Here is a 13,235-nt window from a genome sequence, read left to right as displayed (position 1 = left end):
GGTCCAATGACATGAAATCACGACGCATGTTCCGTCATAAAGGTTCCATTTCGATTTTGCTTGCCGCGCTTCTGGCGGGGTGTGGCACGACTACGCCGCTGGATACGTTCAATCTGTCGGCGCCACAGCCCGGCGTGACCTCGCCAAGCCGCAAGAACACACAGTTGCTGGTTCCGACACCAACGGCACTCAAGGCGCTCGACAGCGAGAATATCGTCGTCAGTTCCGCTCCCGGCTCCATCGAATATCTCAAAGGTGCCCAATGGGGTGACCGGCTGACGAATATCGTGCAGTCGCGGCTGGTGCAGGCTTATGAAAATACAGGCGTGTTTGGCGGAATTGGGCGTCCGGGAGATGGGTTGGCGATCAATTATCAGATCCTGACCGATGTCCGGATGTTCGGCATTCAGGCTTATGCCTCACCAAAGCTTGCTGTGGTCGAACTGGCCGTGAGGCTGATGAACGACAAGAGCGGCGAGGTTCGCGCGACCCGCGTGTTCCGTACTGCAATCCCGGTGAGCGGCACAACAAACGCAGCCTATGTGAAGGCGCTCAACGCGGCTTTTGAACGGACTGCCAGCGAAATCGTAAGCTGGACGGTGACGGCGCTTTAAGCCGAGGCAAACCGAAATGCCAAAAAGGTCGGCGATATTCACCGACCTTTTTTATTTCGAGCGCCTATTTGATTTAACCAGATCGAAACGTTGTCCTATCGAGACCAGCCGTAATTATCTCAATCGGACAAACAAAAACGCGGCCCGAAGGCCGCGTTTTCTTTGAGTTCTGCTTTTAGCGGAGGCGACCGCTTGCGTGAGCAAGCATGGTGTAGACCTTGCCGGTGTCTGATGTGAGGTAGGTCCGTGTTACCATGTTGTCCCGGTCGTTGCGGGCTACATCTTCGAGCAGACGCTGGAAGTCGTCCATGTAGCGGTCCACAGCGCGGCGGAATTCACCGTCCGTCTGATACTTGCGCTTGATGTCGTCAAAGGTCTGCTGACCCTTCAGCGTATAGAGACGACGGGTAAAAACGTTCCGTTCGCCGCGGCGGTAACGGTCCCACAGCTCCACTGAAGCTTCGTGGTCGATAGCGCGTGCGATGTCCACCGAAAGTGAGTTCAGCGATTCAACGACGTGGCTTGGCGAACGAGGCGTAGCGGTCGGCTGTGCCTTCGGCTGAACGGCTTCATCTTCCTCACGGGAGGCGCGGGCCAGGAGATCGGACACCCATCCACGCGGCTTTTCTGCCGGCGCGGCTGTTGGTGCCGGTTGAGCTTTCGGCGCCTCATAGGCACGCTGGCGGATTGCAACATCCGTCTGTGCTGCCGGTGCCTGAACCGGAGCTGGACGAGAGGCTGCTGGTGCCGGACGCGAGGCCGGTCGGTCTGCACGGCTTTCGCCGACATCTACCAGACGGCCCGACTTGTTGACGATTTCGGCCAGTTCCTTGAGCGCGTTGATCTGTTCGCTCACGGCCTTGCGCATCGCTGTCGTCGTTTCCTTGGCCTCGGCAGGCATGTCGAGAACACCACGCTTGAGTTCACCACGGGTCGTGTTGAGCTCGGTGCGGATCTCGGTCGCGGTGCGACGAATATCGTCGGTGGCAGCGGAGAACTTCTGTGCGGCCTGTTCGACGATTTCCGAAACGCTTTCGCGCATCTTCTCGGCCGACGAGCGGGTCTGGCCTTCGGCGCGTTGGAACGCGGAGGTCACCAGCTCTTCGAAGGACTGCATCAGCTTTTCCACGCCTTCAGATTTTTCGACCAAGCCAGATGCCAGCTTGTCGAGTGCCTGGTGACGATCTTCAAGCGTGCTGACAAGGCCGTTCTGGGCCGTGTTGATCATGTCGGAAGCCGAAGAAAGAACTTTTCCATGTTCTTCGAAGCGGTCGGCGATGTCTGCGATCTGCGACAGTGTGCTGTCGGATATGGCGCGCAAGGTTCCGATATTGCCGTCTATCAGGCCGGTGGAAGCCTGGAACATCTGCGCCGCGCGGTTGGTGTTCTCAACGAAACTCGACGTCGTGTCGACGAGGCGACCGTCGATATCGGTGAGATTGCGCGTTGCGGAATCGATCAGCTTGCCCAGTTCGCCATTTGACGCAGCAAGGCGATCGATCAGTTCGCTGACATTGTCGGAAAGACCCGTCTTTGCCTGCTGAACGGCGGCAATCGTTTCTGCCGTACGACTTGCAAGTGCATTGACGAGCGCTGCATTTTCCGAACGAAGCCTGTCGGTTGCAGCATGGGTTGCTTCTTCAAGCTGCTGGGCCAGCCCACGACCGCTATCAGCAAGCCGTTGCACAAGCGGTTCCGCTGTATCGTTGAGGATTTTGGTGATTTCCTGCGAACGGGCGGCGAGGACGGCATTGAGTTCGCGAGTGCGTTCTTCAAGCGTAACCGCCGTCGTGTCAGTGACCTGTGCAATACGCGCCTCGACAGAGCCGAGTTCCATCGTGATACGCGAGCCGATGTCACCCAGACGAGTTGCAATCGCATCCGCACGTTCTGCAAGGCGTGTTTCAGTACCGGCGAGATTGTCGGCAACGCTGGCCGAGAAGGATTCGCTGTGACCGGCGAGCGTTTCACTTGTCTTGGAAGCCGTATCAGCGATGCGGGCCTCAATCGTGCTGAGTTCGCCAGTGAGGCGATTCTCGATTGCTTCAAGACCGCTTGCGATGGCGTTGGCGCGTTCGTTGAGGCGGGTTTCCGTCCCGGCCAGATTGTCGGCAACACTTGCGGCAAAGGCTTCGCTGTGGCCAGCAAGAGTTTCGCTTGTTCTGCTTGCGGTATTGGCGATACGGGCTTCGATTGAGCCAAGTTCGCCGGTGAGGCGGCTTTCAATCTCTCCGAGACGGCCGGCAATCGTGTCAGCGCGGTCGCCGAGACGTGCTTCTGTGCCGGACAGATTGTCGATCAGGCGGGCACTGAATGCTTCACCGAAACCGTCCAGAGCTTCGCCAGCCTTGGCTGCTTCAGCCGAAAGCGTGCTTGCGGCTTCGCCAATCTTCTCGCGCAGCGAGCCAGCAACAATGCCAGCGCTTTGCTCTAGTGCACGGCGGACATTGTCCACACCGATGCTAAGCGCCTTTTCCATCGTTTGCGTGCGTTCTTCAATAATGCCTGTCTGGCCTTCGAATGCGCGGCTGATGGTCGAACTGCTGTCCGCAATTGCGTTGTGCAAGTTGGTTGTGCGCTGTTCCAGAATGTCGCTGTGATCCTGCAGCGTCTGGCTTAGTGAAGCCGTGCTTTCGCCCAGCGTCGAACGGATTTCAGCCGCACGGGTTTCAATTGTGCGTTCATGACCGTCCAGAATACCGGAAAGGGCGCTGTTGTGATCGTTCAAGACGGTATGAAGGCCGCTTGTACGTTCTTCGACCTGACGAACATGTTCACCCAATGCGGCGACGAATGCATCGCGACCGGCACCGATAGATTCAGTCATGCTGCTTGCGCGTTCGTCGAGAATACGTGCGAGTGTGTCCTGATTATCGACGATAAGTGCCTGAAGTGCATTCACGCGTTCATCAAAGGTACGAGCGAGAACTTCGCGATTTTCGTTGAAGTTGTCGCGCATTGCGGCAGCGCGCTCATCCATCAATTGAGCAAGCATGGTCTGATTGCCCGTAATGACGCCATGAAGCGTGGTGGCGCGTTCTTCCAGAGAACGGGCGTGGTCTGCAAAGCTTGTGTCGAGCAGTGCGGAGTGGTTTTCCATTGTCTGGCGCAGTGCATTGGTCCGCTCTTCCAGAATTGCCGCATGACTATCGGCAACGGAGTTGAGCGCAGATGCGCTGGCATTGACGGCATTTTCGATGTCGCTCGTGCGTGCAGCAAGCGTATCGGCATGGCCGCGAATGACAGAGGAAACACGCTCGGTCTCGCCTTCCAGAGATGCTGCGAGAACATCGCGGCTTTCGGCAAGCTTGCCTGCGAAGGCATCGGCCTTTTCGCCAAGAATACTGCCGACGCTTTCACCAATTGAAGTGAGATCTTCGCCGATCTTGGTCTTGGTTTCGTCGATCATCGTGCTGAGAGAAGTGCGACCGCTGGAGAAGGTCTCTGCGATTTCACGGGTACGGGCGATGAGGTTTTCGTTGATCTGGCGCGAACGGGTCTCCAGAGCCGCATTGAGTTTCTCAGTGCTGCTGTCGAGAGCATGTGCGCGGGCTTCAAATTCGGACAGAAGCGAACGGCCACGATCAGAAAGGGTGCTTTCAAGATTGGCAAGGCGAGTGTCAAATTCGCTGACCATCGACTGCGTTGCACCGCCAAGCAGATTGGCAATACCGGTCGTGCGTTCGTCCAGGGCCTCCGTCAGGCGGTCCGATACAGTGCGCGACTGCTCATCGAGCGTTGCGATCCGTGTATCCAGCAGGTTTGCGAAGGCTTCGCCGGACGTCGTGATGCGGGAACCGATATCGCCCGTGCGGGTTTCAATGGCTTCGGCAATGGCGCCGCCACTTTCATTAATGCTTCCGATAAGACGTTCGCCGGATTCGCCAAGCAGGGTGCTCAACTGCTGCGAAGCAGAAAGAACATTGTCGCGAATGATGTTGGAAGCGCTCGAAAGCTCTTCCTTCAGCTGTTCATGCGCACCGGAGATGGAGGAGCGTACGCGCTCGGCATGGCTTACAACGGCTTCTCGCTCGTTGCCCAGATCGCTGACGAGTGAGCGGATACGAACTTCATTGTCGCTATAGGCGCGCTCGAGCTGATTAACTTCCGATTGAACGAGCGTTTCGAGTTCGACAGCTCGCGCCAAAGTGCGTTCGATGCCTTCGTTCATGGCTGCGACTTCGCGGCGTACAGCCTGCCCAAGCGTCGAAACGCGGTCGCCAGACACAGCTTCCGGCTGGAGCAGCCGCATGGCAGCTTCCGACATGCTGCGCGCTGCCGTATGCATTTCCTGTGCGCGCTTTACGAGCTGCGCGAAGCCCCAGAACATGGCGACCGGCAATGCTACACCCGCAACAACGCCAAGACCGGCGGGCGAGGTGAAGAAATCCTTGGTGGCTTGCAAGCTTGAGAAGACATCGGGATTGATGGCTTTGCTCAACGCAACACCGCCCGCGGCCCAAAGCACGCTGATTGCGGTTGTTGTCCAGAAGAGCTTGGACGAGTTTTCCGTCACGCGGCGTGGGGCTGCGATAATCGCTTTCTCGCTGCGGGAATCGTCGTTCGCCGGCGTGAAGGCGGGCGATGCAATATTGGTAGCCGTCGCGACAGCTGCTGCGGAAACAGGCTTGCTGACAGGCTCAGGCGCTGGCGTTGCAGCTTTCGAGGTGTTGGCAGGCTTGTGCTGAACGCTGGCAGTGGTTTGCGAAACTGGTCCGGCAGCTTTGACGACTGGTGGGACCGGAGGCGCAGCAGGCGTTGCAATCACTGAAGCAGTGGTGATGGTAGCCACTTTCGCTGCAGTTTCCACAGGGGAAACAGCAGGGGGCTCAACCGTCTTGGTCTTCTGTTCGGCAACCAGTTCTTCTGCGGCGCGCGAAATCTGCTCTTCCAGATCGTCGACGGAGAAGCCTTCATCGAACGCACTCAAGTCCATGTCGATATCAAGATCGTCGCCGAAATCGATATCGAGTGCCTGTTCCAGTGCCTTTTCAACCTCAAGGTCGAGCTTCTGTGCCTTGGATTTGGAAGCCATTGTTCGCCTACCTCGTACTCATTACTGCGACGGCCGGACCATAAAAAGGCCGTTACAAAACTTTCTCCGCCATTTTGCATCGTATCGGCTCGCGCCTGTTAAGGAAATAGGCGTCTTTCGACGATACCTAAAACTTTAAATACAAGGTTAACGGAAATCGGCTCAATTCATAAAAATTCGACATTTCCGGGCTTCCCCTATTTACCAGCAAGTTGTGGAAATCGATTATGGCCGTTTCTCTCACTCGAAAAAGCCCTGCCAATTTATTAACAAAAAAGCCCGTAATGCGCGCTTTATGGTGATTTGATCGCCCTGTGATTGCATTGTCAGGTGTGCTGGATTCTATCCATTGTTCTTCATTCTCCCTCAATTCACATCATATGATGCACTTTCCTCTAACGGCAAGGACGAGTTTTCCGGTTTTGGGGGCCACCGTCAGGTTTATCAGGTATGGAAATGCATCGTAAAACGCACGGCATATTGGCGCAGTTGCAGCCACAGGCGCGGCCATGGTTGAAACTGTTTGCAGAAGGCCGTATCTGCCATTTCGAGTTTATTTGCGTTTTCTGCCCAGGCGGCGACCGACGCTAAAAATAGAGATCGCACGCAATTAGCGTGCTCCAAGGAATGAAAATGACGAAGATCGTATTCGTATCAGCCGATGGCGCGACCCGGACCGAAGTTGAAGCCGACAATGGATCCAGTGTGATGGAAGCTGCCATTCGCAACGGCATTCCCGGTATCGATGCGGAGTGCGGCGGTGCCTGCGCCTGTGCAACCTGCCATGTCTACGTTGATGATGACTGGACCGACACTGTTGGCGGCCCGGACGCAATGGAAGAGGACATGCTGGACTTCGCTTATGAAGTTCGCCCCACCTCGCGCCTTTCGTGTCAAATCCGGGTATCCGACGACATTGATGGTCTCGTTGTGCAGGTGCCTGAACGCCAGAACTAATCCCTTGAAGAAAACGGTAATGCGATGGGCACCGAACCGCAAAATGATATTGTCATAATCGGTTGCGGGCCTGTCGCACTCTTTTGCGTGTTTCAGCTTGGACTGTTCGGTTTCAGATGTCATCTTATAGATGCCCGTGATCGGCCAGGCGGTCAATGTACGGCACTCTATGCCGACAAGCCGATTTATGATGTACCCGGATTCTCCGAAATTATGGGTGAGGAACTTGTTGAACGGCTTCTCAAACAGATCGACCCATATAATCCGGTTTTTCATTTCAATCGGGTGGTAGACGGTATCATTATTGATAGTGGCGGCGTCGTTGTACTTACCCGTGATGGTAACAGGCTTGAAGCAAGCGTAGCCGTGATCGCATCGGGTCTTGGCGCGTTCGCAGTGGACGGGCAGGTTATCCGTCCCGATCCGCTGGCCGAGCTTTCACTGCTGAAGACTGGGAATATGCTGGCTGTGAGTCCGGAAACCTTCAGAACGTCAAGTCCAAAGGTCTATGCTATTGGGGATGCCTGCCACTATCCGGGAAAACTGAAACTGATCCTGTCCGGATTTCACGAAGCAGCCTTGATGACGCAGGCCATACGGCGCGAATTGCGCTAGAGCGCGTTTCGATCTGATTGAATCGGATCGGCGCTCTGAATATTTGTTTTAACGCGCATCTTATCCGAAAACCGTTTCACACTTTTCGGGATGCGCTCTAGTATCGTTGCAGTTTGCTATTTGGAAGATTGCTGGGCGCGTTCCATGCGATAAGTCAGCAAACGTGAGAAACGATTTTCGAAGTTGATCGTCTCAACCCGGTCAAACCGCTGCTGTTCCTTATCATGCGCTTCCATGAGGCGCGCAGTCACCTTGTCGATGTCAGCGCGAAGCACTGCACAATCCGAGCGGGTGCGTAATCCGCGTATTTCCCGTTCCATCTGGCTTGCGAAGCTGCGGGCGATGACGATGTGACTTTCTTCGTGACGGCGAATATCCTGTAGCAAAGTATCCCAGATCAACGCCAGTTCCGGCGTGGCCTTGCGGCGCTGCTTCCAGCGCGGCAGGGAAACCTTTGCATGAACATTCACATAGACATCCTGAACCTTGCATGCTTTCCCGGACTCACGACCGTAACGCACCTTTGCGTCAAAACGGATTTCTGCAGCACCGGGATGATGCTGACCGGTCTTCTTGAGGAAGGGGCCATTGCGGGAAAGGGCTTTGTCGAGGTCGGCGGCTGTTTTGCCGCTCACGGTATAATAGCTGAACTCGCGAAAGATCGCTGCCGCCTCCGCCTGTGGAGCTACGATGGCGAGAACTGCGCTGAGAGCCAGAACCTTCTTCCTCAAATTCATGTTCTGGACCTCTTTCTAAAACCAGTAAGAAATTCGCTTTTTGCTGCCGCGAGCATGGCATGCAATCGTCAAGAGAACTATAACGCCCTTCACAAAATGACTTTAGGCGAGGTTGGTTGCATCCTCGCCGTAATGAAATGGTACGGGGAAATGGTACAAGAACATTTCGCTATGACGAAAGAATGGCATCTTGCTCACGGACGAAGCCTTCGCCTGGGAGACAAGTCCGTTATCATGGGCATATTGAATGTCACACCGGACTCCTTTTCCGATGGCGGCCATCATAATGAGTTCAAAAGGGCTGTCGATGTTGCGGGTCAAATGCTCGCCGACGGAGCGACGATCATCGATGTGGGTGGAGAATCGACCCGCCCCGGAGCCGCTACGGTCAATTCCGAAACGGAAATCGCTCGTGTCGTTCCGGTGATCAGGGCGTTGGTTGAGAAATATGATTGCATAATCTCGGTCGACACGTACCGCGCAGCAACGGCGCAAGCCGCAGTGAGTGCCGGGGCGCATATCGTCAATGATGTCTGGGGTTTGCAACGCGAACCGGAAATCGCCCATGTCGCTAGAAGCAGCGGTGCAGGGTTGGTCATCATGCATACCAGCAGGGATCGTCCTGTTCTCGCCGATGTCATCGAAGATCAGTTCGCCTTCCTGAATGCTTCTTTGGATATAGCGAAGAGGGCAGGCATCGCAGAATCTCACATCGTGCTCGATCCGGGTTTCGGTTTCGGCAAGAACAAGGATGAAGATGTTGCGCTGTTGGCCAGAGCAGATGAATTGCAGAAATTCGGATTTCCCCTGCTTGTCGGTACGTCGCGCAAACGTTTTATCGGCGGCATGACCGGCAGAGACAATCCGCTCGACCGCGACATTGGAACGGCAGCAACGTCAGTCGCACTGCGTTTGGCAGGCGCCGACATCTTCCGTGTTCACAATGTCGCTTTTAATAGAGATGCACTTGCGGTTGTAGATGATATTCTGCAATGCAGGCGCAGTGAAAACAGAAAGTGAAGCCGTGTACACGATCAGAATGATGAACTGCGCATTTTTCGCGCACCACGGCGTTTTCGATGAAGAGCACAAGCTCGGTCAGCGTTTTTATGTCGATGCGGTTCTGGATGTCGATCCGGGGAACGCGCTGCAAAATGACGATATCGACGGGACGGTGCATTACGGTATAGCTTTCGCTGTCATTCAAGACATCATCACCGGTCGTCAGCGCTATCTTATCGAGACGCTTGCTCTTGATGTCGCCAAAGCGCTGACTGCGCGGTTTCCGCAGGTGAAGCGTGCGGAAATCACAGTGCGCAAGCCGAATGCGCCTGTTCCGGGTGTGTTGGACCATGTTGAAGTAACTGTGGTTTATCCGCAGTGATGGCCGAAAAACATTACCGGGCCTGGCTGGGGCTGGGCGGCAATATCGATGATCCTGTCGCCTCGATGGGCAAGGCTTTGCGCATACTAGACGAACGAATAGACACGGATGTCATCGCAGTTTCAGCAGTCTATCGCACGCCACCTTGGGGGAAGACGGATCAAGCGTGGTTTCACAATGCCTGTGCTGAAATTGAAACCGCGTTGCAACCGTTGGAACTGATTGCAACCTGTCTCGATGTGGAGCGTTCTTTGAAGCGTGTCAGGCTCGAACGATGGGGCCCGCGCATCATAGATATCGATATATTGGCAATGCAGGATGAAAATGGGGGGGCTGTCGCCATGACAGATGCTGCCCTGGAGCTTCCGCATCCGCGCATGCACGAGCGAGCCTTCGTTCTCGTACCATTGAACGATATTGCACCGTCTCTTGAAGTGGCAGGTAGAACGGTTGCGGCCTGGAATGCCGGGATTGAACAATCCGAAATAGAAAAAGCCCGCATGGATGCGGGCTGGTGGTGCGAATAGAAATTTATCAGTTCTTGGCGATACTACCGACAGCGATATTATCGACGCGCTTCAGGTTCATGCCAATGACCGGAACCAGTTCCTTATCGACGCGAACGGAAACCGTCACATTCATCGTGTTTGGATCGGATACACGCGCCAGCATAGCGCCATTGAGCTGCTTGCGGTTCAGGCCGAAAACAACTTTGTTGCCACTGACCGAACCCGACGTAACATCAAGACCTTTGCCTGCAGCGCCGTCATTGAACGTGCCTGAATAAGCGGAGCCAACACGCGTTACGGTAGCCTTCATCGCCTGTGAAAAGACGCCAACGCGGCAAGTGCCGTCAAGCGTCATGCCAACATTCTCATCCGGTGTCGATCCGGCCAGATTGCAGACGAATTTCGTGCCTTTGTATTTTCCGGCGACAATTTCGCCCGGCCCCGACCATTGGCCCTCGATCGTTTGAAAGAACTGCTTGTCTTTGTCGGCGGCCAAAACCGGCACGGCAGAAAATGACACGGGTAGCAGCGTCAGGCAGGCGGCGATGCAGTTCTTCATATTCAGCTCTGTCCCGGATTCACGACCTTGATCGGACGTCATTCCTAATCGTTGTTTTTCAGCATGTCACGACCAAAAGCTGGTCGCGCCTCGCAAACCGTCGGATAATCCGACGCTGCCATAAGCCGATTGAAGGGGAAGGGCACAATTGAGGGGGGCGTGCCATTACACCGCATCGTTCGATTCTGGCGCAGATTTCTATCTGCTCATAATCGTCGCGAATGGTTAACGCTTCGGAAATAAGTCGCTATTTTCCAGGATGCTTTTTGTCTGGCCGTTCGCCGCTTATCCTCGCAAGATCGCCGATAAAGTCGCCGATGCCAGGCCGCTTTTCGGCATTGAACGGAAATGGACGCACCACGTCCATGGCTGCAATGCCTATACGCGCCGTCATAAGACCGTTGACGACACCTTCGCCGAGCTTGGCAGAAAGCCGTGACGCGAGGCCATGGCCAACAAGCTGCTGGATAACGCTATCGCCCATGGCTAGCGTTCCCGTCACAGCCAGATGTGCAATGACCCGGCGGGCGAGTTTCAGAAAACCAAGCGTGCCGGGGCGGCCACCGTAGAGTTGTGAAAGCCGGCGGATCAGCCGGGCTGCCTCAAAAATGACATAACCGATGTCGACCAGTGCACGCGGACTGATTGCGGTGACAATTGAAACGCGTTTTGACGCATTCAGAATGAGCGTGCGTGCTTCGCGGTCGAGAGGTCGAAGAATTTCCGTTTCGGCAAGCTGAATCAGGTTTCGCCCGTCAATGATATCGTCGGTCAGGCCGTCCAGAAGCTGTCGTCCACGCGCTGTCTCCGGCAAGCCTGCCGCAATCGAGCGCAGCGCGTCTACCGCTTTTCTGGCGGAGGCCATATCGTCCCGTTCAGCCGCATCTGCGGCGTCTTTTCGGAGATGCTGCACGGAAGCAAGGCGACGCAACGCTATCAGTTCGCGGACGATAATGGCAATGAAGGCTGCAAGCGCGATTATAGCGACGCCCAAAGCGGTCCAGCCCAACCAGTCTGCACGGGAAAACAGTGCCCGGATAAGGTCTTCGGCCCAGATGCCGATAGCGAATGAAACAAGAATGCCGAGCGCCCCGAAAAGTATTTTGCTGAGCGACCAGCCCCTGCGTTCAGGTGCTTCAAATGACGGATCGAGAATTTCCAGCTCTGCCGCTTCCTCCTCGTTCAACGCAAAAACATCCGGTTGGGAGACAACAGCATCAAGGTCCCGCACGGCACGAGGACGACGCGACACTTCATCCACTGTTTCAGGACGGGTAGACGGCTGATTTACCGTGAACGAAGCAGGTTTACGCGGTGTCTTCTCTGTCATGCGAGACGATCCCCAATCAGAAACTGCAAGGCGCGATCCAGCCTTATGTGAGGCAGGGAAAGAGTTATGCCTTCGGCGGTACGCTCGAGCCGGGGCGGGCGGAAACGGACAAAACGGATGGCTGGATCATCCTGTGCAAACGACTTTTCAAAGATTGCATTGGGGTTTTTCGGTAAGTCACCAGGAAATATGGCGGTTTCTGTTTCACCGTCGAACATCTCGCCATCGATTTTCTCGCCCTTTAGCGGTGTGCCGACGATGACGGGAAGGGTTTCCTTGCCTTGTGTCACGGTTGCCTCGCGGGTAGCACGAACTGCGGCCATTGCGAGAACATCGATATCCGCGCCGGAAAAATCGGCTCGCTCTATAGCCCGTTCCACGAGGCGTCGCACGATGGCTTGCAGACGGTCGTGACTTTCATGGTGCAGATGATCGGCTTTCGTTGCAGCCACAAGAATGCGGCCGATACGGCGCTGGATCAATCCAGTCAGCAGGTTCGAGCGTCCTGGTCGGAAGCAGGACAGAATATCGGTAAGTGCACGCTCCAGATCAGCAACGACGGCGCCGCCTGCATTCATCGCCTGCATGGCATCGATAAGCACAATTTGTCTGTCGAGCCGGGCGATATGTTCCCGAAAGAATGGCTTGATGACATAGGTTTTATAGGCTTCATAACGCCGTTCCATCATTGCGCCGAGGGAGCCGGCCTTCAGATCGTCCGGTTCGAGATCAGGCAGCGGGGCGAATGTCAGTGCCGGTGAACCCTCTAGATCGCCCGGCATCAGAAAACGCCCTGGTGGCAGGGTCGACAATGCGCGTTCATCGGCTTTTCCCGCGCGCAAGTAAGCCGTAAAGCTCTTGGCCAGACGCTGCGCGGTGAGCTCGTCTGCCTTTTCAGAAGGGTCAACAAGGGCGGCTTCGGCGATCCACGCCTGAGCCAGATCCTTGTGCGTCGGTTCATGGGCCAGAGCAAAAGAATCTGCACTGAATTCGGCATAGGATTTGCCAAGCAAGGGCAGGTCGAGCAGCCATTCGCCGGGATAGTCGACAATATCGACAGAGAGTTTGCCGGGCGACAGCCATCGTCCCCACGCAGAAGCGGATTCATACTCGATGGTCAGACGCAATTGCGAGATTGCACGAGTTGAGTCTGGCCAGATACGCTCATCGATCAGAGCCGACAGATGCTCTTCATATTGAAAGCGAGGGACCGCATCGTCCGGTTGCGGTTCGAGCAGCGCTCGTGAAATACGTCCGGATTTATAGGCTTCAAACATCGGCAGCCTGCCGCCATGCAGCATATTATGCACGAGAGCTGTAATGAAGACTGTCTTTCCGGCACGAGATAAACCGGTCACGCCGAGCCGCAATGACGGAGACAAAAGCCCGGTCGCACGATCTGCCAACGTATCCAGTGCGATCTTCGCTTCGTCGCCAATACTTGTCAGTCTAGCCAATTATCCCTCGCCGAATTCAGTGATCTGTCAGCGATATA

The 13,235-nt window shown here is 55.5% G+C and carries 11 protein-coding genes; 6 read left to right on the top strand and 5 right to left on the bottom strand.

The window, feature by feature from the left end:
• Window positions 1-11 precede the first annotated feature (11 nt).
• Window positions 12-614 (top strand): ABC-type transport auxiliary lipoprotein family protein, encoded by a 603-nt coding sequence (locus CQZ93_RS07115; protein ID WP_422616082.1) that lies wholly within the window; start codon window positions 12-14, stop codon window positions 612-614.
• Between the two features lie 175 nt (window positions 615-789).
• On the opposite strand, the gene CQZ93_RS07110 is transcribed toward CQZ93_RS07115, so the two are convergent.
• Window positions 790-4,785: an apolipoprotein A-IV repeat region-like domain-containing protein gene (locus CQZ93_RS07110; RefSeq protein WP_422616092.1), complete on the bottom strand. Its 3,996-nt coding sequence runs from the start codon at window positions 4,783-4,785 to the stop codon at window positions 790-792.
• 1,497 nt (window positions 4,786-6,282) lie between these two features.
• On the opposite strand from CQZ93_RS07110, the gene CQZ93_RS07105 reads away from it, so the two are divergent.
• Together CQZ93_RS07105 and CQZ93_RS07100 are read left to right on the top strand one after the other, a co-directional pair.
• Window positions 6,283-6,606: a 2Fe-2S iron-sulfur cluster-binding protein gene (locus CQZ93_RS07105; protein WP_105541952.1), complete on the top strand. Its 324-nt coding sequence runs from the start codon at window positions 6,283-6,285 to the stop codon at window positions 6,604-6,606.
• Between the two features lie 24 nt (window positions 6,607-6,630).
• Entirely contained in the window at window positions 6,631-7,221 is a 591-nt protein-coding gene (locus tag CQZ93_RS07100) for an NAD(P)-binding protein (RefSeq protein ID WP_105541951.1), read from the top strand.
• 116 nt (window positions 7,222-7,337) lie between these two features.
• On the opposite strand, the gene CQZ93_RS07095 is transcribed toward CQZ93_RS07100, so the two are convergent.
• A complete protein-coding gene (locus CQZ93_RS07095; protein WP_105541950.1) occupies window positions 7,338-7,958 on the bottom strand; it encodes a DUF922 domain-containing Zn-dependent protease in 621 nt (206 codons plus the stop codon).
• Between the two features lie 171 nt (window positions 7,959-8,129).
• On the opposite strand from CQZ93_RS07095, the gene folP reads away from it, so the two are divergent.
• From folP to folK, 3 genes are read left to right on the top strand one after another with little or no spacing between them, the layout of a single operon-like run.
• Window positions 8,130-8,978 (top strand): dihydropteroate synthase, encoded by an 849-nt coding sequence (gene folP / locus CQZ93_RS07090; protein ID WP_105541949.1) that lies wholly within the window; start codon window positions 8,130-8,132, stop codon window positions 8,976-8,978.
• A gap of 4 nt (window positions 8,979-8,982) precedes the next feature.
• Complete coding sequence (folB, locus tag CQZ93_RS07085) at window positions 8,983-9,342, top strand: dihydroneopterin aldolase (protein ID WP_105541948.1); 360 nt, start codon at window positions 8,983-8,985, stop codon at window positions 9,340-9,342.
• Window positions 9,342-9,869 (top strand): 2-amino-4-hydroxy-6-hydroxymethyldihydropteridine diphosphokinase, encoded by a 528-nt coding sequence (gene folK, locus CQZ93_RS07080; RefSeq protein ID WP_105541947.1) that lies wholly within the window; start codon window positions 9,342-9,344, stop codon window positions 9,867-9,869. Before folB ends, folK begins: the two co-directional genes overlap by 1 nt.
• A 7-nt stretch (window positions 9,870-9,876) precedes the next feature.
• Here folK and CQZ93_RS07075 read toward each other — a convergent pair whose 3' ends face one another.
• From CQZ93_RS07075 to CQZ93_RS07065, 3 genes are all read right to left on the bottom strand, one after another.
• The gene (locus CQZ93_RS07075) at window positions 9,877-10,410 is read right to left on the bottom strand and encodes a hypothetical protein (RefSeq protein ID WP_105543213.1); all 534 of its coding nucleotides are present in this window, start codon (window positions 10,408-10,410) and stop codon (window positions 9,877-9,879) included.
• Window positions 10,411-10,657: 247 nt separating this feature from the next.
• Entirely contained in the window at window positions 10,658-11,740 is a 1,083-nt protein-coding gene (locus CQZ93_RS07070) for a YcjF family protein (protein ID WP_105541946.1), read from the bottom strand.
• The gene (locus CQZ93_RS07065) at window positions 11,737-13,197 is read right to left on the bottom strand and encodes a YcjX family GTP-binding protein (protein ID WP_105541945.1); all 1,461 of its coding nucleotides are present in this window, start codon (window positions 13,195-13,197) and stop codon (window positions 11,737-11,739) included. The genes CQZ93_RS07070 and CQZ93_RS07065 overlap by 4 nt, the downstream gene beginning before the upstream one ends.
• Between the last annotated feature and the right edge of the window lie 38 nt (window positions 13,198-13,235).

Origin of the sequence: Ochrobactrum vermis (genome assembly GCF_002975205.1) — a bacterium.
Lineage (GTDB): Bacteria > Pseudomonadota > Alphaproteobacteria > Rhizobiales > Rhizobiaceae > Brucella > Brucella vermis.
Note: the sequence above shows the minus strand (reverse complement) of the source record. Positions and strands in the feature narration are given on the sequence as shown.